Origin of the sequence: Stenotrophomonas sp. C3(2023), from assembly GCF_032911385.1 — a bacterium.
GTDB lineage: Bacteria > Pseudomonadota > Gammaproteobacteria > Xanthomonadales > Xanthomonadaceae > Stenotrophomonas.
On sequence record NZ_JAWJLO010000001.1, the window covers coordinates 2,393,862 to 2,419,074 of the forward strand.

Genomic DNA, 25,213 nt, shown 5'->3' on the forward strand with positions numbered 1-25,213 from the left:
AAGTGGGGGCCGCAGGCACGGCCGAGGGGTCCGCGCCAACGGCAGCGGCAGCCCCATTGTAGTCAATGTGGCCGCGGCCGCCCCGTCGGGGTGCGCAGGGCGCTGTTCACAGCCGGCGCAGCAGTGCCGCAAAGGCGTCCGCCGAGGCCTGCACGTGGTTGGCGAGCCGGTGGCCGTCGTCCAGCAGCAGCAGCGGCGCACTGCGCCGCTGGGCCCAGCCGATCACCTCGGCGACCGGGATCAGCTCGTCATGCCAGGCATGGACCACGCTGGTGGGCACATCGGCCGCATCCAGCGCGGGCATCGGGCCCATCGTGGTCGGCGGCACCATCAGGAACAGGCCGGCCACTGGCACCTGCAGCGACGCGATGGCCGAGATGTAGGCGCCCAGACTGGAGCCGGCCAGCACCACCGGCCCGCGCGCGGCCGCCGCGGTGGCCAGCGCGATCAGCCGCTGCAACCGGGCGGGCACATCGCCCACCCGGCTGACCGCCTGCATCGCATCGAGATCGGTGAAATCAGGACGCTCGTGGGTCCAGCCCAGCGACTGCGCCACGTCGGCCAACGCGGTGACCTTGGTGGCGTCCGGGCCGCTTTCAAAGCCGTGGGAGAGAATGCAATGGCCGCGGCTCATCGGCGCGCCCGCGCGGGGGAAGAGAGGGATTTCATGCGCTCATGCTAGTGCTAGCATCGTCGCATGCCTACCCCGTTGTTGCCCGGCCTGCGTCTGCAGCCCCTCCCCTACCACGACCGCCTGGCCGAGCGCCGCAGCAGTGCAGTGCAGCTGGTGGTGATTCACTGCACCGAACTGCCCGACCTCGCAACGGCCCGCGCGTACGGCGAGCGCGTGTTGTATGACAGCGGCACCGGCAACAGCGGGCACTTCTACATCGACCGCGACGGCAGCGTGGTGCAGTACGTGGCACCGGAACGGATCGCTCACCACGTGCGCGGCATGAATGCCGAGAGCATCGGCATCGAGCTGGTCAACAGCGGGCGCTACCCGGACTGGTTCGACAGCCGCCATCAGGGCATGGGCGAAGCCTATCCCGAGGCGCAGCTGCAGGCGCTGGAAGCGCTGCTGCAGGCGCTGCAGACCCGGTACCCAGGCCTGCACACGATTGCCGGTCACGACCAGCTGGACCTGGAACAGGTGGCGGCCAGCGATGATCCGGCGATCAACGTGGCGCGCAAGCGCGACCCGGGTCCGTTGTTTCCGTGGTCGCGCGTGCTGGCGGCCACCCGCCTGCGGCGGTGGCCCGGGGGAGACTGAGGGCGGCCCCGGCAACAGGCGGAGCAGCCCGGATCAGTCGCCCAGACTCTGCAGCAGCAAAGCCGTCTTCGTGGTGCGCTGGCCTTCCAGTGAAACCAGCGCGTCCGGGACCGTCACCTTGCCGGCCGCCGCGCTCTGGTTGCGTACCGCCACCAGCATGGTGAACGCCTGGTGCGGTGCGCCCTTGACCTGCACGCAGCCGACGTAGCTGTCATCATCCCAGTGCACGCCGGTGAAGCCGGGCTCGCCACAGTCGATGTCCAGCACCTGCAGACCAAGGCCCGGATGGTCGACAAGGTCGACGGCGTAGATCTGGATCGCGCCGCTGGTGGCGGTCGACGCCGGTACCTTGATGCGCACCACCGCCGTTTCGCCGATGGCCAGTTCCGGGAAGTCGACCTGCTGCAACGGGGGTTGCGCCTGCTGCGCCAGGACCGGTGCGCTGATGGCAGCCAGTGCGGCCAGCGCGATGGCATAAGAAATGCGTCGAGTCACGAGCGATCTCCAGAGTGGAAGGAAATCCGATCGTGCCCCGCGGAGATATCAGGCAAACAATCCGGAAACGACCAATGGCCGCAACTGCGCGCGGGCGCACATTGCTACCCAATTCGCGTCACGTTTTTCGCTGGGCGTGGCGCCACCTCACGCACGCGTCGCCACTGCAGGCACGTCGACTGCGTCACCGGCGCAGTATTGGCAGCGCCGTACCCTGCGGCCACACTCAGCCGCTGCACGCCACCGGTCGGGTGCGGTCGGCGACCCAGCCGCTCCAGGAATCGGCATAGATGCGCGCACCCGCCAGACCGGCATGTTCCATCGCCAGCGCCAGATGGCAGGCAGTGACGCCCGAGCCGCACATCAGCACCACCTGCGTCGGTTGATGTGCGCCGATCACCGCCTGCAGCTCCGCTCTGAGCTCGTCGGCCGGCCGCATCCGTCCGTCCTGCACGTTCAGCGCGAAAGGACGGTTCACCGCGCCGGGCACGTGGCCCGCAACCGGGTCCAGCGGCTCGACCTCACCGCCGAACCGCTCCGGCGCACGCGCATCCACCAGCCAGCCCGGAGCGTGCTTGAGCCGGTTGGCGATCTCCTCGCTGCCGGCCACCTGCTGCATGTCGAACCGGCCCGGATACGGAGCGAGCGCGGACGGCGCGGCCGCACGATCGGTCACCGGCAGACCCTGCGCCTGCCACGCCGCGAAGCCGCCATCGAGCACCGCTGCACGGCGATGGCCCAGCAGGCGCAGCAGCCACCATAGCCGCGCAGCGGCCATGCTGCCGTCGGCCGCGTCATACACCACCACCTGGGTCTGCGGGCCGATACCCCAGCGGCCCAGCGTGGCGCTGAACGCCTCACTGTCCGGCAGCGGGTGACGACCATGGCCGATGCGCGACAGGTCGGAGAGATCCTCGTTGAGGTCGGCATGAACGGCACCCGGCAGGTGCCCGGCCGCATGCAGCGCGCGACCCGCCCGCGGATCGGCCAGCGAGAAACGTGCATCGATCACCCGGATCGCATCGGCTCCGGGTGGCGGTTCGGCGAGCACAGCCGCCAGGCTGTTCGCATCGACAAGCGTGGTCCAAGGCAGTTCGATCACGGTCATGGCAGTTGCTCCAGGCGACGTCGCAGGTTGTACAGAATGGCAGCGGTCGCGCCCCAGATGCGCTGGCCGGGCCAGGCATATTCCAGGACATGACGCACGCGGCCACGATGATTGATTTCCACCTGGCGCAGGTTTTCCGGCGCCATCAGATAATCGAGCGGCACCTCGAAGACCTCGGCGACCTCGCTGGGCTGCGCGACCGGCACGAAATCCGGGTCGACCACCGCAACCACCGGGGTGACGCGGTAGCCGGTGATCGTCACAAACGGGTCCAGATACCCCAGCGCCTGCACCTGATCGGCCGGCAGGGCGATTTCTTCCTGGCTTTCGCGCAGCGCTGCCGCCACCGCGTCGCGGTCGTCCGGTTCAGTGCGGCCGCCGGGAAAACCAACCTGCCCGCCATGCTGCCGCAGCGTCTCGGTGCGACGCGTCAGGATCACCTGGGCCCCATCGGCACGCGGCACGATGCCGGCCAGCACGGCCGCTTCCACCAGCGGGCCGGACGGCAGCAGGTCATCAAGCTCACTGCGGTTCCAGCCATCGCCCTGCGGGACATGGTCGAGCGGATGCAATGCCTGCAGCAGACGCGCGTGGTCGGCGAGCGGGCCCCGCAGTGACTGCCGCAGCTGCTCGCGCAGGGGCAGCACCTTGTGCAGGATGTGGCTGCGCTGCGTGGCGCTCATTGAAGGCCAGCCGGCGATTTCGTCGATATGGCGCAGGCAGCCGCTGCAGTGCTGGTGCATGTCCAGCGCGCAGACACCGATACAGGGGGATGGCACGACACGCGCCGCAGGTTCCTTTGAGTGCACCCGGCAACAGTAGCGCGAAAGCGGGGCGAAAAGGCGAACGCGGGCTTAGTTGCGGACGGCGCGCCGGTACCTGCCGCGGGTGGGACCGCCTGCGCGGCGGCCGCGTCGCAGGCACAAAAAAACGCCGGTGCACAGCACCGGCGTTTCGGGTCGAGCGCAGCAGATTACTTGACGCTGACCAGCTTGATCTCGAACTGCACGGCCACGTTCGGCGGGAACGGGGTGCGCGGGTCGGCCCCGTACGCCTGTTCCGGCGGCAGGGTAACTTCCCACTTCGAACCGGCCGGCATCTGCAGCAGCGTGTCACGCATGGCCTTCATTTCGACCTCGCTGACCTTGATCGCCGGGATCTGCTGGGCCGGACGGGCTTCGCTCGGACGCTCGCCGTACGGGAACGGGCCGGCCACTTCCAGCTGCACGGTGCTGGCCTGGGTCGGCTTGGCGCCGCTGCCGGACTCGATCACGCGGTACTGCACGCCGCTGGCCAGGGTCTGCACGCCGGACTTGGCGCGGTTCTGGGTCAGGAACTGGGTGCTCTTGGTCTTGTTGTCAGCGGCAGCCTTGTCGTACTCGGCCTTGGCAGCCTGGGCACGAGCCTGCTCGCGCTGCTGGAACGCTTCAACCGCCGGACGCAGCTGGTCGGCAGTGATGCCCGGCTGCTTCTTGGCGTAGGCGTCCTGCAGACCCTTCACCACCGAGTTGATGTCCAGCTGCTCACCACGACCGGTCAGCTCCGCCAGGTTGTTGCCGTAGTCGTAACCGAAGTAGTAGCTCAGCTTGCCCTTTTCGGACGTGATGTCCTGGGCGAAGGCATTGCCCGTCAGGGCCAGGGCCGCGACGGCGACCGCGATAGAACGCAACTTCATCAAACAATTCTCCAGGGGTGGTAACTCAGGGAGCGGTTGGTCAGAAATATCAATTCGCCGCCCTGAGGCGACGGGTTAGCATAGCCGTGGAGACCGTGAACCGCCACTAACGACGCATGCTTCGACAGAGAAAATCTGAAGGAGTTCAATATCACTTTTTTTTAACGTTTTCTGAGAGTTAACGTCGTCCCCACCTCCTGGTTGGTGCCGACACCGGTCTGCTCCCCACTGCTCCGCCCCACACGACCCGCTGAACATGACCCGTAATCCCAAGCCTGCCGCGCTGTTTGCCCAGGTCCAGGCAGATGACCTTGATGCCGCACTGGCCGCCGGCCTGATGGAATACCGGCCTGCTCCTGACGACACCCTGTGCGTTCCGGGCCACCCCGAACTGCCGCAGACGCTGCTGCAGACGCAGGCACGGCTGCGCGCTGCATGGCAGGCCCGTGAGCGTTACCGCGATAGAGCCGTGCGCCTGGCGCGCAGACAGGCCGAACGCGACGCACGTCGTCCGCCGCCTCCGCCGCCGGACGGCAAGGTGGTACTCCCCTCGGCCGCAGCGGCCATTCTGGCGCGGGCCAAGGCGCGCGCCGCTGGCGGTCAGCCCTGATGGCGGCCGCGCGCGCGCCGGCGCGGCGCCCCTCGAAGATGCCGCGCGCCGACGTGGTGGAGATGTTCACCCGTCTGCGCGAGCTCAATCCGCATCCGAAGACCGAGCTGGAATACAGCAGCCCCTTCGAACTGCTGGTGGCCGTGGCACTGTCGGCACAGGCGACCGATGTGGGCGTCAACAAGGCCACCCGTCGCCTGTTTCCGGTGGCCAACACCCCCGCAGCGATGATTGCGTTGGGCGAAGACGGTCTGAAGCCCTACATTGCGACCATCGGCCTGTTCAATGCCAAGGCCAAAAACGTCATCGCCACCTGCGCGATGCTCCTGGAAAGGCACGGGGGCGAGGTACCCCGTGAGCGCGAGGCCCTGGAGGCCCTGCCCGGCGTCGGACGCAAAACCGCCAACGTGGTGCTCAACACCGCCTTCGGCGAACCGGCGATGGCCGTCGACACCCACATCTTCCGGGTCGCCAACCGCACCGGGCTGGCGCCGGGCAAGGACGTGCGTGCGGTGGAGGATGCCCTGCTGCGGGTCATCCCGGCTGAATTTCTGCTCGATGCGCACCATTGGCTGATTCTCCACGGACGCTACGTCTGCAAGGCGCGCAAGCCGGATTGCCCCAACTGCGTCATCGTCGACCTGTGCCGGTTCAAAGACAAGACGCCGCCGTCCTGACGCACGACCAGTACAGAAAAGCCCCCGGCGATGCCAGGGGCTTGTTTCACAGCAGACCCGCTGACGCGTGTTACCAGGCGAACTGGGTACGCAGTGCGTATTGGCCGGTCCTGTCGCCGGTGACCTCGTTGTCACCCTTGGTGTAGTTAAGCATGAAGCGCAGGTTGGGATTGACGTAGTAGTTCACACCCATCAGCCAGCTGCTCACTTCGCGGTTGAGCGTCTCGTTCTCGGCATTGTCGTAACGTGCGGTCAGTTCCCACAGGCCCTTGTCGGCGACCTTCGGCGAAGCGAACACACCGGTGGCCGGCTTGTAGGCCTTGTGACCGCCGTTGAGCATCAGGCTGCCCTGCACGTAATAAGTGGTGACGTCCTGGTCCCGGCCGCCGGGCTGGCCGAAGGTGGCATCGGCGTACTCGGCCTGGAAGAAGGCCGGACCAAACGAACCGGCAGCCTCGACCGCGTAGACGTCCACGGTATTGCGGCTGGCGCCGGTGGTGGTGGCGATGGTCTGCGACGGACCGCGACGGCCGGCATAACTGGAGCTGGCAACGAGGTCGGCCGAGCCCTTGTTGGCATCTTCGCGGCTGAACCAGGCGCCCAGATGCAGGGTGCGGTCGTCGGTGTTGATCGGCGCAAAGGTCACGCGGCCCGCCACACCGGTGCCCTCGTTGCGGCTGGCCGCCGCGCCACGCAGGTTGAACACGCTCAGGCCGGCGGTGTAGTTGTCACCGGCGCGCTGGTAGCCCACACCCTGCTGGAACTGGCGACCGCTGAACAGACCGGTCGCCGAGGCAAACGGGCGCTCCATCATCAGCAGTTCGTTGGAACTGGTCAGTTCCTCCATCGCGCGGTACGGCTTGAAGTGACCAATGGTGAACCTGCCGCCCAGTGCGGAGCGTGCCAGGTAGGCATCGCGCAGGCCGTCGAGGTTGCTGCCGGCCGAGAAGTCCTGTTCCAGTTTGTATTCCCACCCGTAGGCTTTGCCGGCCAGGGTCAGGCGGGCACGGCGGAATTCGGTGGTGCCGGTGGTATCGGCGATGTCGCGGTCGAAAGCATAGGCATCGAAGTGGATGCGGCCACCGACCGAGACCTCGAATTTCTTGTCGGCCGAGGTGACCTTCAGGCCGCCCTTGGTTTCGATCTTCGGTGCATTGTTGACCAGCTTGTCCAGCGCTTCGGCGGTATCGATGTTGACGCCCGACTGCGCGTCATCACGTTCTTCCAGCTCCACCAGCTTGGCCTGCATGGCCGCCAGCTGGTCACGCAGTTCGGCAATCTGCTGGTCACGCGTGTGGGCAGCGGCAGCGGTAAGACTGGTGGTGCCCATGGCGACGCCGAGCGCGGCAGCCAGAAGGGAATGACGCATGGGAAAGCTCTCCGGGTAAGGGTCAGTTGAACAACTGGCTCTGCCGGTGCCGCTCCTGGTCAGAGCATGAACGGTCCGTCAAAGATGCGTTAAATGGTCATCGGCGTTGATGACGGTCCGATGCCGGATGGATGACAACGCGATGACACGCACGCCTTGCCGTGCCGGCAGACGGCGATGGGGTGCCCGCCTCGGGCTGTCACGGTTCGGACATGCAGGTGACGCTGCGGCGTCATCAAACGGTTATGGAATGTGCACCGTCACGACGGGCAGCCGCCTGTCGACCACCCAGGAGCCGTTCCCGTGATCCACGCCTTCAAGTCGCGCGCCGCCATCGCCATGCTGGCCGTGTCGTGTGTCTTTGCCGCCAACGCCAACGATGTGACCGGCGCGGGTGCTTCCTTCATCTTTCCGGTAATGTCCAAGTGGTCGGCCGACTACAAGGCCGCCACCGGCAAGCAGGTCAACTACCAGTCCATCGGTTCCGGCGGTGGCATTGCGCAGATCAAGGCGCGCACCGTTGACTTCGGTTCCTCCGACGCACCGCTCAAGCCGGAAGAACTGGCTGCAGCCGGCCTGGTGCAGTTCCCCTCGGTGATCGGCGGCGTGGTGCCGGTGGTCAACGTGCAGGGCGTTGCACCGGGCGCGCTCAAGCTCGATGGCGCGGTGCTGGCCAACATCTTCCTGGGCAACATCAGGAAGTGGAATGACCCGGCCATCGCTGCGCTCAACAGCGGCCTGAACCTGCCCGACCTGCGCATCACCATCGTGCACCGCTCCGACGGTTCGGGCACCACCTTCAACTTCGTCAACTACCTGTCCAAGGTCAGCCCGGAGTGGAAGAGCAAGGTCGGCGAAGGCACCTCGGTGCAGTGGCCGGCCGGCATCGGTGGCAAGGGCAACGAGGGCGTGGCCGCCTACGTGCGCCAGATCAAGGGCGGCATCGGCTACGTCGAACTGTCCTACGCCCTGCAGAACCGTCTGGCCCATGCGCAGATGCGCAACGCCGCCGGTCGCTTCGTGCAGCCCTCGGATGCGTCCTTCGCCGCTGCCGCCGCGAGCGCCAACTGGGGCGCGACGCGTGACTTCCACCTGGTGATGACCAACGCACCGGGCAACGATTCGTGGCCGATCACCGCGACCAACTTCATCCTGATGCAGAAGCAGCCGCGCAATGCCGCCAGCGCCAAGGCCGCGCAGGACTTCTTCAAGTGGGTGTACACCAATGGCGATGCGCAGGCCCGCTCGCTGGACTACGTGCCGCTGCCGGACCCGCTGGTCCGCCAGATCGAGACCTACTGGTCGCAGAACCTGAAGTACTGATCCGCCGAAAAAGGCCCCCGCAGGCCGGGCAGCGGCAGGGACTCTCTCCCCCTGCCGGTGCCTCCCGGGCGTGTGACCCCACCGGTCATGCGCCCGTTCTGCGTTTCATGAGTCGTTGCCAAGCCTGCCCACAACGCGCTGATCACCGCGCAGTCGGGGGATGCGAACCCGGAACAATCCGCGCCGCCGACGCCGGCCGGGGGCATGAAAGCCTTGTCAGAGCGTGATCGGGGTCATGCCTGTCATCAACGTCATCAGGCTGTAACAAAAACATCATTTCATAGCCGCAACCGCCGGAACGCCCGGCCCTACCCCGCTATGGAGTGACGCATGAAACTGCACCCGGCCGGCCTTGCCGCCCTTTCCCTGGCCATTGCGCTGGGCCTGTCGGCCTGTGGCGACAAGCAGGCTGCCCCGCAGCCGCCCACCGATGCCAGCGCCGCCGCACCGGCCGCAGGAGACCGGGTGTCGGCCGAAGTGTCGGGCGCCGGCGCCTCCTTCATCTTCCCGCTGGTTTCCCGATGGTCGGCCGACTACAACGCCGCCACGGGCGCCCGGATCAACTACCAGTCCATCGGCTCCGGCGGCGGCATCGCGCAGATCAAGGCCGGCACGGTCGATTTCGGCTCCTCCGACAAACCGTTGAGCAGCGAAGAACTGGCGCAGGAAGGCCTGGTCCAGTTCCCGTCGGCGATCGGCGGCGTAGTGCCGGTGGCCAACATCGAAGGCCTGGAAGCGGGCAAGCTGCGGCTGACCGGCGCCCTGCTGGCCGACATCTTCGCCGGCAGGATCAGCACCTGGGACGACCCTGCGCTGGCCGCCGTGAACCCGGGCGTGAACCTGCCGGCAGGCAAGATCACCGTCGTCTACCGCTCCGATGGTTCGGGCACCACGTTCAACTTCACCAATTACCTGTCCAAGGTCAGCCCGGCCTGGAAGAACGGCGCCGGCGAAGGCACCTCGGTACAGTGGAGCGGCGGCGTCGGCGGCAAGGGCAACGAGGGTGTGGCGAGCTACGTGAAGCAGATCAAGGGCGCCATCGGCTATGTAGAGCTGGCCTACGCGCTGCAGAACGCCATGCCGTACGCCTCGCTGCAGAACGCCGCCGGCAACTGGGTTGAACCCAGCGCCGACACCTTCGCTGCGGCTGCCGCGAGCGCAGACTGGGCCAGCGCCAAGGATTTCAACCTGGTCATCACCAATGCACCCGGTGAGCAGGCGTGGCCGATCACCGCCACCAACTTCATGCTGATGAAGAAGCAGCCCAAGGATGCCAAGCGCAACCAGGATGCCCTGGCGTTCTTCAAGTGGGCCTTCGAGAACGGCCAGGCCCAGGCCAGTGCACTGCACTACGTGCCGCTGCCGGCCGAGCTGGTCAGCCAGATCGAAGCCTACTGGGCCGCCGAGCTGAAGTGATGCCGACACGGTGCCCGCCCAGGGCGGGCACCGCTCAGCCTTCCGATGCACCTTCCCGCCCTTTCTGGCCCTGCAGTCACCCAATGAACTCCATCGCCCAGCCGGTAGCCGCACCTTCGTCGCGTGACACGCGCGATGCCCGCAACGACACACTGTTCCGATGGGTGCTGGTGGGCACCGTCATCTTCGTCCTGGTCGCGCTGGCCTGTGCCGCCCTGTCGATGCTGTGGGGCGGCCGCCACGCCCTGCAGAGCCAGGGCCTGAGCTTCTTCTTCTCGGCCGAGTGGAACCCGGTGGAGAACAAGTTCGGCGCACTGGTGCCGATCTACGGCACCCTGGTCACCGCCCTGATCGCCATGCTGATCGCCGTGCCGATCAGCTTCGGCATCGCCTTTTTCCTTACCGAGGTCGCCCCGCGCTGGCTGCGCGGCCCGGTCGGCACCGCCATCGAACTGCTGGCCGGCGTGCCTTCGATCATCTACGGCATGTGGGGCCTGTTCGTGCTGGTGCCGGTGATGACCGAATACGTAACCCCGTTCCTCAACGACACGCTGGGTGAGATGCCGATCATCGGCCCGGTGTTCCAGGGCCCGCCGCTGGGCATCGGCATGCTGACCGCTGGCTTCGTGCTGGCCATCATGGTCATCCCCTTCATCTCCTCGGTGATGCGCGAGGTCTTCCTGACCGTGCCGACGCGGCTGAAGGAGTCGGCCTATGCGCTGGGCTCGACCAGGTGGGAAGTCAGCTGGGACATCGTACTGCCCTATACGCGCTCTGCAGTGATCGGCGGCATCTTCCTCGGCCTCGGTCGCGCGCTGGGTGAAACCATGGCGGTGGCCTTCGTGATCGGCAACAGCGTGCGCCTGTCGCCCTCGCTGCTGGAACCGGGAACCACCATCGCCGCGCTGATCGCCAACGACTTCGGCGAAGCCACCGAAACCTACCGCTCGGCGCTGCTGCTGCTCGGCTTCGTGCTGTTCATCGTCACCTTCATCGTGCTGGCCATCGCCCGCCTGATGCTGATGCGTCTGTCCCGCAAGGAGGGCAACTGATGTCCGGCACCGCTGATTCGCTGTACCTGCGCCGCCGTGTGGGCAATGTCGTGGCCATCGCGGCCTCGTGCATCACCGCGCTGTTCGGTCTGTTCTTCCTCGGCTGGATTCTGTGGACCCTGGCTGCAAAGGGCCTGGCCGGCATCAACGTGGAGCTGTTCACCCAGATGACGCCGCCGCCCATGCAGCAGGGCGGTCTGGCCAACGCCTTCTTCGGCAGTGCCGTCATGTGTGCGCTGGCCATCGCCATCGGCACGCCGCTGGGCGTGCTGGCCGGCACCTGGCTGGCCGAGTACGGCAATGCCCGCAAGGCGGGCACCGTGGTGCGGTTTGTCAACGACATCCTGCTGTCGGCACCGTCCATCGTGCTGGGCCTGTTCGTCTACACCCTGTACGTGATGCAGACCGGCGGCAGTTTCTCGGCATTCGCCGGTGCGCTGGCCCTGGCGTTCATCGTGCTGCCGGTGGTGGTGCGCACCACCGACGAGATGCTCCGCCTGGTGCCTTCGCAGATGCGCGAGGCGGCGCTTTCGCTCGGCATTCCACAGTGGAAGGTGATCGTCCAGGTGCTCTACCGCAGCGCGTCGGCCGGCATCGTCACCGGCATCCTGCTGGCCCTGGCCCGCATCTCCGGCGAGACCGCGCCGCTGCTGTTCACCGCCTTCGGCAACCAGTACTGGAGCAGCAACGTGTTCCAGCCGATGGCCTCGGTGCCGGTGGTGATGAACCAGTTTGCCGGCAGCCCCTACGAATCCTGGCAGGTGCTGGCCTGGGCCGGCGCACTGGTGCTGACCGTCTTCGTCCTGCTCATCAGCCTTGCCGCCCGCGGCATCCTGCTGCGCAACCGTATCTCCCATGACTGACCTTCATCCGGACATTGCCATGAACGATCTTTCCCATGCCGTGCCGATGCAGCGCATCGCAGTGCCGGCCTCGCACCAGGCGCTGGATACGCCGGCACCGGTCAAGCTGGCCGCACGCGGGCTCGACTTCTACTACGACAGGTTCCATGCGCTGAAGAACATCAATCTGGAAATCCCGGAGAAGCGCGTCACCGCGCTCATCGGGCCCTCCGGTTGCGGCAAGTCGACCCTGCTGCGCATCTTCAACCGCATCTACGCGCTGTATCCCAAGCTGGAGGCCAAGGGCGAGGTGTTGCTGGACAACGAGAACATCCTCTCGCCCCGGTACCCGATGAACCGCCTGCGCAGCAAGGTCGGCATGGTCTTCCAGAAGCCGGTGCCGTTCCCGATGACCATCTTCGAGAACGTGGCCTATGGCATCCGTCACCACGAAAAGCTGTCCAAGGCCGACATGGCCGACCGTGTCGAGCAGGCGCTGCGCCAGGGCGCGCTGTGGGACGAGGTGAAGGACAAGCTCAACCAGAGCGCGCTGGGCCTGTCCGGCGGCCAGCAGCAGCGTCTGTGCATCGCCCGTGCCGTGGCCCTGCGCCCGGACGTGCTGCTGCTGGACGAGCCGACCTCGGCGCTGGACCCGATCTCCACCAGCCGCATCGAGCAGCTGGTGGAAGAGCTCAAGCACAAGTACACGATCGTCATCGTCACCCACAACATGCAGCAGGCTGCGCGCGTATCCGATTACACCGCCTTCATGTACCTGGGTGACCTGATCGAACACGACCGCACCGAAGTCATCTTCTCCCAGCCCTCGCAGCGTCAGACCGAGGACTACATCACCGGTCGCTTCGGCTGATCCCGGTCCCGCTCCCACCCAGGGCGCCAGCCGGGCAGCACCCGGCTCTACATGATGAAATGACCATGAATCTTCCCAACGAGCACATCGTCAAGAGCTACGACGAAGAACAGCAGCGGCTGGTGTCTGAAATCGTGCGCATGGGCGAAATGGCCGCCGCGCAGCTGGACGCAGCGATGGACGTCATCGAGAAACGCGACGAAGCGGCTGCCCGGCGCATCATCGCCAACGATGAGGCCATCGACGCGCTTGAGCAGCAGATCAGCCACGATGTGATGCGCCTTGCTCTGCGCGGCCCGATGGCACGTGACCTGCGCGAAATCCTGGCAGGTCTGCGGATTCCGGCCGACATCGAACGCATCGGCGACTACGCTGCCAATGTGGCCAAGCGCTCCATCGCGCTGGGCAAGGTCCCGCCGCTGCCTCAGATCCAGGGGTTGCGGGCACTGGGGCGGCTGGCGGCTGTGCAGGTCCGTCGTGCAATCGAGGCCTATCGCGACAACGATGCCGACGCCGCACTGGCGCTGCGCGAAGACGATGCACGGCTGGATGCCCAGTACACCGCCCTGTTCCGTGAGCTGCTCACCTACATGATGGAAGATCCGCGCAACATCACCCCGTGCACGCATCTGCTGTTCATGGCCAAGAACCTGGAACGCGTCGGCGACCACGCCACCAACATCGCCGAGAATGTCTGGTTCCTGGTGCATGGCGAGCAGCCACTACCGCCACGCGAGAAGCGTGACGAAACCTCCAGCAGTACCACGATGTAGGAGAACCTTGCATTTGGCCTGGGATTTTGCTGATGCCATCCCAGTTGAACCCTGCATGAAGTAAGAGTGTTCCGAGGCGGTACGTGTAGGCCCGCCTCAATCGGGTGTCGCAATGGGCGCGAAATCAATGCCCATGACGAGCCGTATGGACCGTTGCCGGAAGGCAACGGTCTTTTTTTTTGCCCCGCATCGCTTTGTTGCCAACGGTCACAGCAAGAGTGTCGGCTATGCCACTTTTTCAGCGCTCCCCATCGGCCTAGGGTCCGGGTCGCCGGTTGAGCAAACGCGATTCAGCAGGCAAGCACGACACCGTGCGCACTTTTTTCCTTTGTGAGGAACAGGCGATGACCATCTCCAACCTTCATATGGAACTGCTTTCCACGCCGCAGGCGGCGCTGACCTGTAGCACCGCCGCCGAAGGCCGTTGCGGCTACATCAACGCTGCCGAGGGCCGCTGCGGCTACGTCAACGCGGCTGAAGGCCGCTGCGGCTACATCAACGCCGCTGAAGGCCGCTGCGGCTACATCCAGGCCGCCGAAGGCCGCTGCGGCTACATCAACGCCGCTGAAGGCCGCTGCGGCTACATCAACGCCGCTGAAGGCCGCTGCGGCTACATCAACGAGAAGCGGAGCATGACGACCAACGGTCGTCACCTACCAGAAGCGGAGCATGACGACCAACGGTCGTCACCTACCAGAAGCGGAGCATGACGACCAACGGTCGTCACCTACCAGAAGCGGAGCGTGACGACCAACGGTCGTCACCTACCGAGGGCGGGCTGCGGTGGAGGGGGTTATTCGGCGGCGGCGTCCAATGCCTCCGAGAGCCGCTCGACGGCAATCACTTCCATGCCTTTCACGCTGCCACCCTTGGGCGCGTTGGCCTTGGGCACGATCGCGCGTTTGAACCCATGCGTCGCTGCTTCGCGCAGGCGGTCTTCGCCGTTCGGCACTGGTCGGATCTCACCGGACAGACCGACCTCGCCGAAGGCGATGGTCTTCTCGGCCAGGGCGCGGTCGCGCAGCGAGGACAACACCGCCAGCAGCACTGGCAGGTCGGCGGCGGTTTCCTGCACACGGATGCCACCGACGACGTTGACGAACACGTCCTGGTCGCCGACCAGGACGCCGCCATGACGGTGGAGCACCGCCAGCAGCATGGCCAGCCGGTTCTGCTCCAGCCCCACCGCCACCCGTCGCGGATTGGACAGCGGCGAGGCATCGACCAGCGCCTGCACTTCCACCAGCAGCGGCCGGGTGCCTTCGCGGGTGACCATCACGCAGCTGCCCGGCTGCCGCGTGCTGCCACCGGAGAGGAAGATGGCCGACGGGTTGGACACTTCCTTCAGGCCCTTGTCGCCCATCGCGAACACGCCGAGCTCGTTGACCGCCCCAAAGCGGTTCTTGAACGCCCGCAGCAGACGGAAGCGGCTGCCGCTCTCGCCTTCGAAGTACAGCACCGCATCGACCATATGCTCAAGCACGCGAGGGCCGGCGATACCGCCCTCCTTGGTCACGTGGCCGACCAGGAACACGGCCGTGCCGGTCTCCTTGGCAAAGCGCACCAGCCGGGCAGCGCTCTCACGCACCTGGCTGACCGAACCGGGCGCAGCGGTCAGACTTTCGGTCCACAGGGTCTGCACCGAGTCGGCCACGATCATCCGCGGTGACTCCTTGGCGGCATGCGCCAGGATCGACTCGATGCCGGTCTCGGCCAATGCGTTCACCCCGTCCAGGGGCAGCTCCAGCCGGTGCGCGCGCCCGGCCACCTGCGACAGCGATTCCTCACCGGTGACATAGAGCACCGGCAGCTCGGCGGCCATCTTCGCCACCGCCTGCAACAGCAGCGTTGACTTGCCGATGCCCGGGTCGCCGCCGACCAGTACCACGGCGCCCTCGACCAGGCCGCCCCCCAGCACGCGGTCAAACTCGCCGATGCCAGTGCTCACCCGCAGATGCTCGGTCTGCTGGACGTCCTTGAGCGCGGTGACCTTGGGCGGGTCCACCTTGCCAGCCCAACCGGCACGGCGCAAAGACGGCGCCTTGGCGGCCGTGGCACTCTCCAGCACCACCTGGCTCAGCGAGTTCCAGGCGTTGCACTCGGTGCACTGGCCCTGCCACTTGCTGTACTCGGCGCCACACTCCCCGCAGACGTACGCGGTCCGGCTCTTGGCCATGGTTGTTCCTGCTGTTGAAACCGGCAAGGAGGATAGCCGAGCAGGGTCGCACCCGTTGAGATGCGTGCCCGCGATGAACACTGGACCGGCGCCTGAACAGAGTCGTCACGACGGCCGCGCAAGGGGGTGCTAAGGTTCGCCGCCCGCCGGCCGCTAACGGTACGGGCCTGCGCCCCGCTCGCCCCATTTCCGTTGACCCGCAAGGTGTGCCATGACTGGCAGCTACAGCCAGACGCTCGTGCTTTTCTCACTGCTGGTGGCCATCCTGGCCTCCTTCACTGCATTGGACATGGCAGGGCGACTGGCCACCTCGGAGGGGCGCGTCGCGCGCTGGTGGCTGGCCGGTGGGGCCCTGGCGATGGGGCTGGGCATCTGGTCGATGCACTTCATCGCGATGCTGGCCTTCGAGCTGCCCATCCCGATCGGCTACGACCTGGATATCACCCTCTACTCGCTGGCGGTGTCGGTGGGCGCGTCGGCCTACGCGCTCTGGCTGGTTTCACGCCCAGCGCTGCCGACCAGCCGGCTGCTGGCCGGTGCGGTGCTGATGGGGCTGGGTATCGCCACCATGCATTACCTGGGCATGGCCGCGATGCGCATGCAGCCGGGCATTGTCTACGACCCGTTCTGGTTCATCGCCTCCATCGTGGTTGCCATCAGCGCCTGCGCGGCAGCGCTGTGGATCGCCTTCCGTCTTCGCAGCGAGGGGGCGCGCACCCTGCCCCTGCGTGCCATTGCGTCGGTGGTGATGGGACTGGCGATCGTGGGCATGCATTACACCGGCATGGCCGCGGCGAACTTCCAGGAAGACAGCATCTGCGGTGCGGTGGCCGACGGTGGCATCGAATCGCGCTGGCTGGCCGTGCTGGTCATCGTCACCACCATGGGCACGCTGGCCATTGCCCTGATGGCCTCGCTGTTCGACCGGCAGATGCGCGCACGCACCGGGGTGCTGGCCGCATCGCTGGAACGCGCCAACCTCAAGCTGGTCGAGGCCGCCCTGCACGACCCGTTGACCCAGCTGCCCAACCGGATGCTGCTGCAGGACCGCATCGAGCAGGCCATCGAGAAAGCCAAGCGTCGCGGCCATCGCCTGGCGGTGATGTTCTGCGACCTCGACGGCTTCAAGGCGGTCAATGATGCCTACGGCCACCAGTTGGGCGACAAGCTGCTGGTTCACGTCAGCCAACGTGTAAGCCAGCTGCTGCGTCCGCAGGACACGCTTGCGCGGCTGGGTGGCGATGAGTTCGTCATCGTGCTGGCCATCGATGAGGCCGACGATGCGGTAGTGATAGCCGAGCGGGTCATCGCCGCGGTCGCCGAGCCGTTCATGGTGGACGCAGCCGAAATGCAGGTCAGCGCCAGTCTCGGCATCGCGCTCTACCCCGACGATGCCACGCGCGAACGCGATCTGATGGCCCACGCGGACGCGGCGATGTATCACACCAAAGGCACAGGACGTAACGGCTACACGTTCTTTACCGCTTCGATGCAGGTCAGCGCCAACCGCCAGCTGCGGCTGCTGCAGGACCTGCGACGCGCGGTGCAGCGCAACGAACTGGTGCTGCATTACCAACCCAAGTTCGTCGCCGCCGGCCACCCGGCCGTCGGTGCCGAAGCCCTGCTGCGCTGGCAGCACCCCGAGCTGGGGATGCTCGGGCCGGATACTTTCATTCCCATCGCCGAGCGCAGTGGGCTGATCCTGCCGATCGGCGACTGGGTGCTGGACCGCGCCTGCGCACAGCTGCGGCAGTGGCACGATGCAGGCCACACGCACTGGACCATGGCGGTCAACCTGTCCCCGCTGCAGTTCGCTGCGCCGGGACTGGTGGAGACCGTGCGCAATACCCTGGCCCGGCACTGTCTTGAAGCGGCGCGGCTGACGCTGGAGATCACCGAGACGACCGCGATGAAGAACGTGGAGAGCAGCCTGGAGATTCTCAACGCACTGACCGCACTGGGCGTGCGCATCGCCATTGACGATTTTGGTACCGGTTACTCCAGCCTGCTGTATCTCAAGCGCATGCCGGCAACCGAGCTGAAGATCGACCGCGCGTTCGTGCGCGACCTGGAGAACAACACCGAGGATGCAGCGATCGTGTCCTCGATCGTGGCGCTGGGGCGCTCGCTGCAGCTGCAGGTGGTGGCAGAAGGCGTGGAAACCGCCGGCCAGCGCGACTACCTGAGCGCACTCGGCTGCGACCAGCTGCAGGGCTATCACCTGGGGCGGCCGATGGCAGCCGAGGATTTCCTGCTCAAGGTAGGTTGAAGCCAAGCGAAGCGCGACTTCGCTGCGGGTAGATGACGACCGTTGGTCGTCATGCTTGCGGGCCACCACGGAACCTAGAGCAACAGCATGACGACCAACGGTCGTCAGCTACCAAGAGCGCGGCGCCGCCCCGGTAGGTGACGACCGTTGGTCGTCACGCTTGCGGGCCGCCGCAGAACCCACAGCAACAGCATGACGAACAACGGTCGTCAGCTACCAAGAGCGCGGCACCGGCCCGGCAGGTGACGACCGTTGGTCGTCACGCTCTGGGCCGCCGCAGAACCCACAGCAACAGCATGACGACCAACGGTCGTCAGCTACCCAGCACGGCGCGGCTCCGCCCCGGTAGGTGACGACCGTTGGTCGTCACGCTTCGGGCCACCGCAGAAAACACAGCAACAGCGTGACGACCAACGGTCGTCACCTACCCTACGCGCGGCGCTGCTGTCCAACGCGCGGCGGAAAACAGAAAGGCCGCCCGAGGGCGGCCTTTCCGTGTGTGGCAACGTCCGGGGGACGTCAGTGCATCATGTGCACGTTCATGTTGTGCATGACCCACAGGGTGCCGGCCACGATGATGCCGATCACCACGATGGTGAAGGCTGCAGCGTTGACGTTCCAGCGGCTCTCCGACGAGCGGTCCAGGTGCAGGAAGAACACCAGGTGGACCAGCATCTGCAGCACCGCGGTCACGGCGATCACCACACCGTTGACGGTGCGCGAGAAATCACCGGACATCACCATCCAGAACGGGATGACGGTCAGGATCACCGCCAGCACGAAGCCGATCAGGTAGGACTTGATGCTGCCGTGGCTCTCACCGCCGGCGGCATGGCCGTGGTCATGTGCGTGGTTGTGATGTGCCATTACAGCGCTCCATTGAGGTAGACGACGGAGAACACGCCGATCCAGATCAGATCCAGGAAGTGCCAGAACAGGCTCAGGCACGCCATGCGGGTCTTGTTGGTGGCGGTCAGGCCGTACTTGCTGATCTGGATGAACATCACCAGCAGCCACAGCAGACCGGCGCTGACGTGCAGACCGTGGGTGCCGACCAGCGCGAAGAACGCCGACAGGAAGGCACTGCGGTCCGGGCCGTACCCCTGGTGGATCAGGTGCTGGAACTCCCAGACTTCCATGCACATGAAGCCAAAGCCCAGCAGCCAGGTGATGGCCAGCCAGAAGTACATCGCGCCGACCTTGCCACGGTGCAGGAAGATCATGCCCAGACCGAAGGTCAGCGAGGACGTCAGCAGCAGCGCGGTTTCCCATGCCACGAAGGACAGTTCAAACAGGTCCTTCGGGCCGGGGCCGCCGTCGGTGCCGCCAACCAGCACCACGTAGGTGGCAAACAACGAAGCGAAGATGAGGCAGTCGCTCATCAGGTACACCCAGAAACCGAAGACGGTGTTGCCGCCGGTGTCGTGGTGCTCGTGCTCATCATGGCCGTGGGCCGCCGCTTGCGCGGCGTGCCCATGGCTCAGGGTGTGGGTTTGCGTGCTCATGCCTTCAGCTCCGACTTCACCAGGCCCTGGGCTTCCAGGTGCTTGCGGTGTTCGTTTTCAATGCGCTCCACCTCGGCCGCCGGGACCCAGTAGTCCACGTCCTGGTCGAAGGTGCGGTAGATGAACGTGCCGATCATGCCGACCAGGCCCACGATGGCCAGCCACCAGATGTGCCAGATCATCGCAAAGCCGAACACCAGGCTGAAGGCGCCGATCACCACACCGGTGCCGGTATTGCGCGGCATGTGGATGTCGGTGTACTTGACCGGCTTCGGCCAGGCTTCACCACGCTGCTTGCGCTCCCAGAAATCGTCCAGCTCGGTGACTTCCGGCAGGGTGCCGAAGTTGTAGAAGGCCGGCGGCGAAGAGGTTTCCCACTCCAGCGTACGCGCATCCCACGGGTCGCCGGTCAGGTCGGCGGTCTTCTTGCGGTCGCGGATCGACACGTAGATCTGGATGACCTGGCACAGGATGCCGGCGCCCACGATGAACGCACCGGCTGCAGCGACCAGCAGCAGCGGCTCGTACGCCGGGTTGACGGTGCTCTGCAGACGACGGGTCATGCCCATGAAGCCCAGCACGTACATCGGCATGAAGGTCACATAGAAGCCGATGAACCAGCACCAGAAGGCACACTTGCCCCAGAACTCGTTCAGACGGAAGCCGAACATCTTCGGCCACCAGTAGGTGATACCGGCGAACATGCCGAACACCACGCCGCCGATGATGACGTTGTGGAAGTGGGCGATCAGGAACAGGCTGTTATGCAGCACGAAGTCGATGGCCGGGATGGCCAGCATCACACCGGTCATGCCACCGATCACGAAGGTGATCATGAAGCCGATGGTCCACAAGACCGGGCTGGTGAAGTGCACGCGGCCGCGGAACATGGTGAACAGCCAGTTGAAGATCTTCACACCGGTGGGAATGGAGATGATCATCGTCGTTATGCCGAAGAAGGCATTGACGTTGGCACCCGAACCCATGGTGAAGAAGTGGTGCAGCCACACGATGAAGGACAGCACGCCGATGGCGGCCGTGGCGTACACCATGCCCTTGTAGCCGAACAGTGCCTTGCGCGAGAAGGTCGCGATGACTTCGGAGAACACACCGAACGCCGGCAGGACCAGGATGTACACCTCCGGGTGACCCCAGATCCAGATCAGGTTGATGTACAGCATGGCGTTGCCGCCACCGTCATTGGTGAAGAAGTGCGTACCCAGGTAACGGTCCAGGGTCAGCAGCACCAGGGTGATGGTCAGCACCGGGAAGGCGGCGACGATCAGCACGTTGGTGACCAGCGCCGTCCAGGTGAAGATCGGCATCTGCATCAGCTTCATGCTGGGGGTACGCATCTTCAGGATGGTAATGAAGAAGTTGATACCGCTCAGCGTGGTGCCCAGGCCTGCGACCTGTAGGCCCCATATGTAGTAGTCCATGCCGACGCTTGGACTGTATTCGATGCCCGACAGCGGCGGGAAGGCCAGCCAGCCGGTGGCGGCGAACTCACCGATCCACAGCGACAGCATGATCAGCACCGCACCTGCCACGAACAGCCAGAAGCTGAGCGAGTTGACGAACGGGAACGCGACGTCGCGCGCGCCGATCTGCAGCGGCACGGCCAGGTTCATCAGGCCGGTGATCAACGGCATCGCCACGAAGAAGATCATGATCACGCCGTGGGCGGTGAAGATCTGGTCGTAGTGGTGCGGCGGCAGATAACCCTCGGACCCGCCGACCGCGATGGCCTGCTGGGTACGCATCATGATGGCGTCGGAGAAGCCGCGCAGCAGCATGACGAAGGCGACGATCAGGTACATGACACCGATCTTCTTATGATCCACCGAGGTGAACCACTCCTTCCACAGATAACCCCACAGCTTGAATTTGGTGACCAGGGCGACGACGCCCAGGCCACCGAGCACCGCGCCGACCAGCGTGGTGAGCACGATTGGATCGTGCGGGACCGAATCCCAGGAAAGTTTACCCAACATGCTCATTCTCCCGAGCCTGCGTGGCCGCCATGGCCAGCGTGCTCGTCTTCGGTGGTATGGGCATCATGATTCACGCCGGAGGCCTCGGACTTGTGCTCCTCGACCGGGGCGTGACCCTCGTGACCCTCGTGCGAGCCGGCATCGGCCGCCGCGGCACCATGGCTGGTGTGCTTCATGCCGTAGTGCTGGTTGTCGCCCATGTGCTTGGCGATGACCCAGTCGAACAGGCCTTCTTCAACCTGGCCGTAGTACGTCACCGGGTACCACTCGGCATTGCGCTCTTCGCCCAGGGCCTTGAACGAGGCCTGGTCCAGGGTGTTCTGACCGGCACGCACCTGCGCCAGCCACTGCTGGTATTCCGCCTCGGTGACCGAGTGGGCGGTGAAGTGCATCTTGGCAAAGCCGGCACCGCTGTAGTGCGAGGACATGCCCGGGAACTCACCGGTCTCGTTGGCGATCAGGTGCAGCTTGGTTTCCATCGCCGCCATCGAGTAGATCATGCTGCCCAGATGCGGGATGAAGAAGGCATTCATCACCGTGTCGGAGGTCAGCTTGAAGTTCAGCGGGGTATCGACCGGGAACTTGATCTCGTTGACGACCGCGATCTTCTCTTCCGGGTAGATGAACAGCCACTTCCAGTCCAGCGAGATCGCCTCGATGGTCACCGGCTTGACGTCCGAATCGATCGGACGGTACGGATCCAGCGCGTGCGAGGAACGCCAGGTCAGCACGGCCAGCACCAGCACGATCATGCACGGGATCGACCACACCACCACTTCGATGGCGGTGGAGTGCGACCACTTCGGCTCGTAGCGGGCCTTGGTGTTGGAAGCGCGGTACTTCCAAGCGAAGACCAGGGTCATGATGATGACCGGAATGACGACCAGCAGCATCAGCACGGTAGCCGTGATCAGCAGCGTCTTTTCGTCATGGCCGATCTGGCCCTTCGGATTGAGAATGGCTACTGCGTCGCAGCCGGTGAGCATCACCAGCATTGCAAACAGCAAGCCTGGGCGCAGATAGCGTCCAAGGGTTTTCAACGGAATCATCGGTCGATCCAATTGCGTAGGGAATGCCTCTCCCGCCCTGCCCGGTCCGGCCAAAGCCGGCCCGACCTGTCGGTTGGGACAGGCGCGGGAAGACGGGAGTCGAGTCAGCCTTTCAATTTTAGGCCGTCACCGACCATTTAAGAAAGCCATTGACATTGATCCGACGCAGTTTTGGTCGTTTTCGGCCTGCGACACGTTGTCGCACGGACCTGTCTGGCGCCACGCCCACGGCATGTATATACATGCAGGCCGCCCGGATGGAGGGCTTCTGGTGTGGCGGGACTCTGGCTTCGGATGGGACTCTGGCTTCGGCTGGGACCCCGGCTTCGGCTGGGACCCTGACTTCGGCTGGGACCCCGGCTTCGGCTGGGACCCCGGCTTCGGCTGGGACCCCGGCTTCGGCTGGGACCCCGGCTTCGGTAGGTGACGACCGTTGGTCGTCACGCCTCAGCGGCGCAGCCGTGCCGCGCTGGTGTACTCCAATCAACGGCGTGACGACCAACGGTCGTCACCTACCGATCAACAGCGTGACGACCAACGGTCGTCACCTACCAAAGCAGACGCGATCTCCGTGGATCACTCCGCCCAGCGCGGCTCGGGTGTTGGCCGTCACGCCCTTGCCGACCCCCTCACCCTACCGCGTTGGCACACGCCCGGCCAGCAGCAAAATCCCCCAGATTCGCCAGCGTGATCGCCGCGATCTCCTCCAGCGCCTCCCCGGTCAGAAACCCCTGGTGGCCGGTCACCAGCACGTTGGGGAAGGTCATCAGCCGCGCGAACAGCTCATCTTCGATGATCTGCCCGGACCGGTCCTGGAAGAACAGCGGCCCCTCCTGCTCGTAGACATCGATGGCCAGGCTGCCCAGCCGTCGCGACTTCAGCGCACCGATCACTGCCTCGGTGTCCACCAATGCCCCGCGCGAGGTATTGACCAGCATCGCGCCCGGATTCATCAACGCCAAAGCCGCATCGTCGATGAGATGGGTCGTCTGCTCGCTGAGCGGACAATGCAGCGACACGATGTCAGACCGCTGCAGCAGTTCGGTCAGCGGCACCACATCGCCCAGCTCGGCGAACGCCGCCGACGGGGCCGGATCGTGCCCAAGCACGGTGCAGCCCAGCCCGTGCAGGATGCGCGCGGTGGCCAGGCCGATCCGCCCGGTGCCGATGACGCCCACGGTGCGCCCGTGCAGGGTGCGGCCGATCAGCCCGTCAAGCATGAAATTGCCCTCGCGCACCCGGTTGTAGGCCCGATGCGTGTGCCGGTTGAGGGTCATGATCAGGGCCAGCGTGTGCTCGGCCACCGCCTCGGGAGAATAGGCAGGCACCCGTGCCACGAACAGGCCAAGCCGTGCCGCCTCGGCCAGGTCGACATTGTTGTAGCCGGCACAGCGCAGCAGCACCGCGCGCACGCCGTGGCCATGCAAGGCGCGCAGCGACGGCGCATCCAGGCGATCGTTGACGAATACGCAGACCAGCTGGCAGCCCTCAGCCAGCGCGGCGGTGTGCACGTCCAGCGCCGCGTCGTAGTACAGCAGCCGCGCCGGCAACCCGGCCTGCTGGTTGGCCTGGTCGAGGAACTGGCGGTCGTAGGGACGGGCACTGAAGACCGCCATCTGCAGAGGCGTGGAAGCGGAAACAGCGGTCATGGCGGCTCGCACAATGGATGGGCATGGGTTTGCATGGTGCACGAGTGCGAGGGACGTTGGGGTCCGAATGGTGGCGGCATGGGACGTCCCTGCACTGCCCGCGGCCAGACGGACCGAGCCAGGGTCGATCCATCCGGTGCGCGCAACGGCTCCCGGTCAGCCTGGCAGCCTGCGCCATCTGCACATCAGTCGGTCACGCGGGTCGTTCAACGCGCGCAGCGGCGTGATCTTGCTGGCCACCACCCAGAAGTCGGCATGGTCGGGGATCCGGATCATCGAGAGGTCCTGCCCCAGGTGGCGCAACCCCGCCAACTGTCGCCCGGTAGGCGAGTCGAACGGGAAGTCGGCAAGAAACTGAGCTTTACCCTCGATCATTACCGCCGCACCGAGCGGGACACCCGCCCACTGTCGCGCAAGCTCAGGTGACAGCAACACCGCGACCGGCGGCAGCGGTCGACCAAACGGCCCATCAGCGTCTTTCTCGTCGATACTGCCGATAGACGCGATAGCGTGGCCGTCGTACTGCGGGCCCTGCACGCCTTGATAAGTGGCACGCTGCATCTCACCGTAGGCGCGTGCGGCGAAGCGGATCTCCTTGCCGTCGAACGATGGTTGCAGCGACTGCACCCCGAGATCGCGATATGGCACCGCGCCGTCGACCCGCGGGTAGACCAGGTCCTCCGGCTTGGGCAACTCCAGGCAGACCGTCCGCCTTACCTCGGGCGAGAGAAAACCGGCAGCTGCTGCCAGTGCCACTGAAAACAGGCCGCCCAACGTAAACCGGCCCCTGCGCGAAGCCCAGAAACCGTTCTGCCCGGTGCTGCCAGGCTCATTATCCTGTGCCATTCCGTCCCCCTGTCCTTGGTTGAACCCTGCGCACGGCAGCAACACTGCCGGCGATCACGTTCCATCAGTTTCGTTGTCGCTGTCACGGCGCCAGATCGACCTGGGCTGTTCACGTTCTCCGGGTTCACGGGCCGACGCGGACTACCTCAGCTCAGTATGCCCGCCCAGGCCTCGCGCAGGAAGCCAAGGCTCTGCTCTTCGGAAGAGTGCCTCTCCACGTCAGGCCTCCTTTCCATTGAAG

The 25,213-nt window shown here is 65.5% G+C and carries 25 protein-coding genes; 12 read left to right on the forward strand and 13 right to left on the reverse strand.

Features of this window, described 5'->3' with window-relative positions:
- Window positions 1–106: 106 nt before the first annotated feature.
- Window positions 107–634 (reverse strand): hypothetical protein, encoded by a 528-nt coding sequence (locus RZA67_RS10785; RefSeq protein ID WP_317212747.1) that lies wholly within the window; start codon window positions 632–634, stop codon window positions 107–109.
- A gap of 63 nt (window positions 635–697) precedes the next feature.
- On the opposite strand from RZA67_RS10785, the gene RZA67_RS10790 reads away from it, so the two are divergent.
- Entirely contained in the window at window positions 698–1,273 is a 576-nt protein-coding gene (locus tag RZA67_RS10790) for an N-acetylmuramoyl-L-alanine amidase (protein WP_317212748.1), read from the forward strand.
- A gap of 33 nt (window positions 1,274–1,306) precedes the next feature.
- Here the strand turns inward: RZA67_RS10790 and RZA67_RS10795 are convergent, their stop codons facing one another.
- The 4 genes from RZA67_RS10795 to RZA67_RS10810 all read right to left on the reverse strand — a co-directional run bounded on the left by RZA67_RS10795 (window position 1,307) and on the right by RZA67_RS10810 (window position 4,551).
- Complete coding sequence (locus RZA67_RS10795) at window positions 1,307–1,768, reverse strand: hypothetical protein (RefSeq protein ID WP_317212749.1); 462 nt, start codon at window positions 1,766–1,768, stop codon at window positions 1,307–1,309.
- Window positions 1,769–1,994: 226 nt separating this feature from the next.
- Window positions 1,995–2,876 carry a sulfurtransferase gene (locus RZA67_RS10800; protein ID WP_317212750.1) on the reverse strand — a complete coding sequence of 294 codons (882 nt, stop codon included), beginning with the start codon at window positions 2,874–2,876 and terminating at the stop codon, window positions 1,995–1,997.
- Entirely contained in the window at window positions 2,873–3,655 is a 783-nt protein-coding gene (locus RZA67_RS10805) for a CoA pyrophosphatase (RefSeq protein ID WP_317212751.1), read from the reverse strand. The genes RZA67_RS10800 and RZA67_RS10805 overlap by 4 nt, the downstream gene beginning before the upstream one ends.
- A 194-nt stretch (window positions 3,656–3,849) precedes the next feature.
- Window positions 3,850–4,551, reverse strand: a complete 702-nt coding sequence (locus RZA67_RS10810) for an FKBP-type peptidyl-prolyl cis-trans isomerase (protein WP_317212752.1) — start codon at window positions 4,549–4,551, stop codon at window positions 3,850–3,852.
- A 256-nt stretch (window positions 4,552–4,807) separates the two neighbouring features.
- Here RZA67_RS10810 and RZA67_RS10815 point away from each other — a divergent pair, with 256 nt between their 5' ends.
- Both RZA67_RS10815 and nth read left to right on the forward strand, forming a co-directional pair.
- Window positions 4,808–5,161, forward strand: coding sequence for a hypothetical protein (locus RZA67_RS10815; RefSeq protein ID WP_317212753.1), 354 nt, complete (start codon window positions 4,808–4,810; stop codon window positions 5,159–5,161).
- A complete protein-coding gene (gene nth, locus RZA67_RS10820) occupies window positions 5,161–5,838 on the forward strand; it encodes an endonuclease III (RefSeq protein ID WP_317212754.1) in 678 nt (225 codons plus the stop codon). The genes RZA67_RS10815 and nth overlap by 1 nt, the downstream gene beginning before the upstream one ends.
- Before the next feature lie 70 nt (window positions 5,839–5,908).
- Here nth and RZA67_RS10825 read toward each other — a convergent pair whose 3' ends face one another.
- Window positions 5,909–7,207, reverse strand: a complete 1,299-nt coding sequence (locus tag RZA67_RS10825; RefSeq protein ID WP_317212755.1) for a porin — start codon at window positions 7,205–7,207, stop codon at window positions 5,909–5,911.
- A gap of 303 nt (window positions 7,208–7,510) precedes the next feature.
- On the opposite strand from RZA67_RS10825, the gene pstS (RZA67_RS10830) reads away from it, so the two are divergent.
- The 7 genes from pstS (RZA67_RS10830) (at window position 7,511) to RZA67_RS10860 (ending at window position 14,194) form a co-directional block, all read left to right on the forward strand.
- On the forward strand, window positions 7,511–8,530 hold the full coding sequence (gene pstS / locus RZA67_RS10830) for a phosphate ABC transporter substrate-binding protein PstS (protein WP_317212756.1): 1,020 nt from the start codon (window positions 7,511–7,513) through the stop codon (window positions 8,528–8,530).
- Window positions 8,531–8,860: 330 nt separating this feature from the next.
- A complete protein-coding gene (pstS, locus tag RZA67_RS10835; RefSeq protein ID WP_317212757.1) occupies window positions 8,861–9,946 on the forward strand; it encodes a phosphate ABC transporter substrate-binding protein PstS in 1,086 nt (361 codons plus the stop codon).
- An 83-nt stretch (window positions 9,947–10,029) separates the two neighbouring features.
- Window positions 10,030–10,998 carry a phosphate ABC transporter permease subunit PstC gene (gene pstC / locus RZA67_RS10840; RefSeq protein WP_317212758.1) on the forward strand — a complete coding sequence of 323 codons (969 nt, stop codon included), beginning with the start codon at window positions 10,030–10,032 and terminating at the stop codon, window positions 10,996–10,998.
- Window positions 10,998–11,861: a phosphate ABC transporter permease PstA gene (gene pstA / locus RZA67_RS10845; RefSeq protein ID WP_317212759.1), complete on the forward strand. Its 864-nt coding sequence runs from the start codon at window positions 10,998–11,000 to the stop codon at window positions 11,859–11,861. Before pstC ends, pstA begins: the two co-directional genes overlap by 1 nt.
- A gap of 19 nt (window positions 11,862–11,880) precedes the next feature.
- Entirely contained in the window at window positions 11,881–12,711 is an 831-nt protein-coding gene (pstB, locus tag RZA67_RS10850; protein ID WP_317212760.1) for a phosphate ABC transporter ATP-binding protein PstB, read from the forward strand.
- A gap of 59 nt (window positions 12,712–12,770) precedes the next feature.
- Window positions 12,771–13,484, forward strand: a complete 714-nt coding sequence (phoU, locus tag RZA67_RS10855) for a phosphate signaling complex protein PhoU (RefSeq protein ID WP_317212761.1) — start codon at window positions 12,771–12,773, stop codon at window positions 13,482–13,484.
- A gap of 275 nt (window positions 13,485–13,759) precedes the next feature.
- On the forward strand, window positions 13,760–14,194 hold the full coding sequence (locus RZA67_RS10860) for a hypothetical protein (RefSeq protein WP_317212762.1): 435 nt from the start codon (window positions 13,760–13,762) through the stop codon (window positions 14,192–14,194).
- Window positions 14,195–14,277: 83 nt separating this feature from the next.
- Here RZA67_RS10860 and radA read toward each other — a convergent pair whose 3' ends face one another.
- Window positions 14,278–15,660 carry a DNA repair protein RadA gene (gene radA, locus RZA67_RS10865; RefSeq protein WP_317212763.1) on the reverse strand — a complete coding sequence of 461 codons (1,383 nt, stop codon included), beginning with the start codon at window positions 15,658–15,660 and terminating at the stop codon, window positions 14,278–14,280.
- A gap of 211 nt (window positions 15,661–15,871) precedes the next feature.
- Here radA and RZA67_RS10870 point away from each other — a divergent pair, with 211 nt between their 5' ends.
- Window positions 15,872–17,929, forward strand: coding sequence for an EAL domain-containing protein (locus RZA67_RS10870; RefSeq protein WP_317212764.1), 2,058 nt, complete (start codon window positions 15,872–15,874; stop codon window positions 17,927–17,929).
- 519 nt (window positions 17,930–18,448) lie between these two features.
- Here the strand turns inward: RZA67_RS10870 and cyoD are convergent.
- The 4 genes from cyoD to cyoA are packed head-to-tail and all read right to left on the reverse strand — an operon-like array spanning window position 18,449 to window position 22,477.
- The gene (gene cyoD, locus RZA67_RS10875) at window positions 18,449–18,796 is read right to left on the reverse strand and encodes a cytochrome o ubiquinol oxidase subunit IV (protein ID WP_317212765.1); all 348 of its coding nucleotides are present in this window, start codon (window positions 18,794–18,796) and stop codon (window positions 18,449–18,451) included.
- A complete protein-coding gene (gene cyoC, locus RZA67_RS10880) occupies window positions 18,796–19,434 on the reverse strand; it encodes a cytochrome o ubiquinol oxidase subunit III (protein ID WP_317212766.1) in 639 nt (212 codons plus the stop codon). Before cyoC ends, cyoD begins: the two co-directional genes overlap by 1 nt.
- The gene (gene cyoB, locus RZA67_RS10885; protein ID WP_317212767.1) at window positions 19,431–21,428 is read right to left on the reverse strand and encodes a cytochrome o ubiquinol oxidase subunit I; all 1,998 of its coding nucleotides are present in this window, start codon (window positions 21,426–21,428) and stop codon (window positions 19,431–19,433) included. The genes cyoC and cyoB overlap by 4 nt, the downstream gene beginning before the upstream one ends.
- Before the next feature lie 2 nt (window positions 21,429–21,430).
- Window positions 21,431–22,477, reverse strand: coding sequence for a ubiquinol oxidase subunit II (gene cyoA / locus RZA67_RS10890; protein WP_317212768.1), 1,047 nt, complete (start codon window positions 22,475–22,477; stop codon window positions 21,431–21,433).
- A gap of 271 nt (window positions 22,478–22,748) precedes the next feature.
- Here cyoA and RZA67_RS10895 point away from each other — a divergent pair, with 271 nt between their 5' ends.
- The gene (locus RZA67_RS10895; protein ID WP_317212769.1) at window positions 22,749–22,904 is read left to right on the forward strand and encodes a hypothetical protein; all 156 of its coding nucleotides are present in this window, start codon (window positions 22,749–22,751) and stop codon (window positions 22,902–22,904) included.
- Between the two features lie 202 nt (window positions 22,905–23,106).
- On the opposite strand, the gene RZA67_RS10900 is transcribed toward RZA67_RS10895, so the two are convergent.
- Complete coding sequence (locus RZA67_RS10900) at window positions 23,107–24,099, reverse strand: 2-hydroxyacid dehydrogenase (RefSeq protein WP_317213983.1); 993 nt, start codon at window positions 24,097–24,099, stop codon at window positions 23,107–23,109.
- Window positions 24,100–24,282: 183 nt separating this feature from the next.
- Window positions 24,283–24,900, reverse strand: coding sequence for a hypothetical protein (locus RZA67_RS10905; protein WP_317212770.1), 618 nt, complete (start codon window positions 24,898–24,900; stop codon window positions 24,283–24,285).
- Window positions 24,901–25,213 lie beyond the last annotated feature (313 nt).

Coding starts and splice junctions, on each gene's coding strand:
- cyoA (WP_317212768.1), bottom strand. CDS start 22,477: ATGATTCCGTTGAAAACCCTTGGACGCTATCTGCGCCCAGGCTTGCTG.
- RZA67_RS10870 (WP_317212764.1), top strand. CDS start 15,872: ATGACTGGCAGCTACAGCCAGACGCTCGTGCTTTTCTCACTGCTGGTG.
- pstC (WP_317212758.1), top strand. CDS start 10,030: ATGAACTCCATCGCCCAGCCGGTAGCCGCACCTTCGTCGCGTGACACG.
- pstS (WP_317212757.1), top strand. CDS start 8,861: ATGAAACTGCACCCGGCCGGCCTTGCCGCCCTTTCCCTGGCCATTGCG.
- phoU (WP_317212761.1), top strand. CDS start 12,771: ATGACCATGAATCTTCCCAACGAGCACATCGTCAAGAGCTACGACGAA.
- RZA67_RS10800 (WP_317212750.1), bottom strand. CDS start 2,876: ATGACCGTGATCGAACTGCCTTGGACCACGCTTGTCGATGCGAACAGC.
- RZA67_RS10785 (WP_317212747.1), bottom strand. CDS start 634: ATGAGCCGCGGCCATTGCATTCTCTCCCACGGCTTTGAAAGCGGCCCG.
- cyoD (WP_317212765.1), bottom strand. CDS start 18,796: ATGGCACATCACAACCACGCACATGACCACGGCCATGCCGCCGGCGGT.
- RZA67_RS10810 (WP_317212752.1), bottom strand. CDS start 4,551: ATGAAGTTGCGTTCTATCGCGGTCGCCGTCGCGGCCCTGGCCCTGACG.
- RZA67_RS10815 (WP_317212753.1), top strand. CDS start 4,808: ATGACCCGTAATCCCAAGCCTGCCGCGCTGTTTGCCCAGGTCCAGGCA.
- cyoC (WP_317212766.1), bottom strand. CDS start 19,434: ATGAGCACGCAAACCCACACCCTGAGCCATGGGCACGCCGCGCAAGCG.
- radA (WP_317212763.1), bottom strand. CDS start 15,660: ATGGCCAAGAGCCGGACCGCGTACGTCTGCGGGGAGTGTGGCGCCGAG.
- pstA (WP_317212759.1), top strand. CDS start 10,998: ATGTCCGGCACCGCTGATTCGCTGTACCTGCGCCGCCGTGTGGGCAAT.
- pstB (WP_317212760.1), top strand. CDS start 11,881: ATGAACGATCTTTCCCATGCCGTGCCGATGCAGCGCATCGCAGTGCCG.
- RZA67_RS10825 (WP_317212755.1), bottom strand. CDS start 7,207: ATGCGTCATTCCCTTCTGGCTGCCGCGCTCGGCGTCGCCATGGGCACC.
- cyoB (WP_317212767.1), bottom strand. CDS start 21,428: ATGTTGGGTAAACTTTCCTGGGATTCGGTCCCGCACGATCCAATCGTG.
- RZA67_RS10790 (WP_317212748.1), top strand. CDS start 698: ATGCCTACCCCGTTGTTGCCCGGCCTGCGTCTGCAGCCCCTCCCCTAC.
- nth (WP_317212754.1), top strand. CDS start 5,161: ATGGCGGCCGCGCGCGCGCCGGCGCGGCGCCCCTCGAAGATGCCGCGC.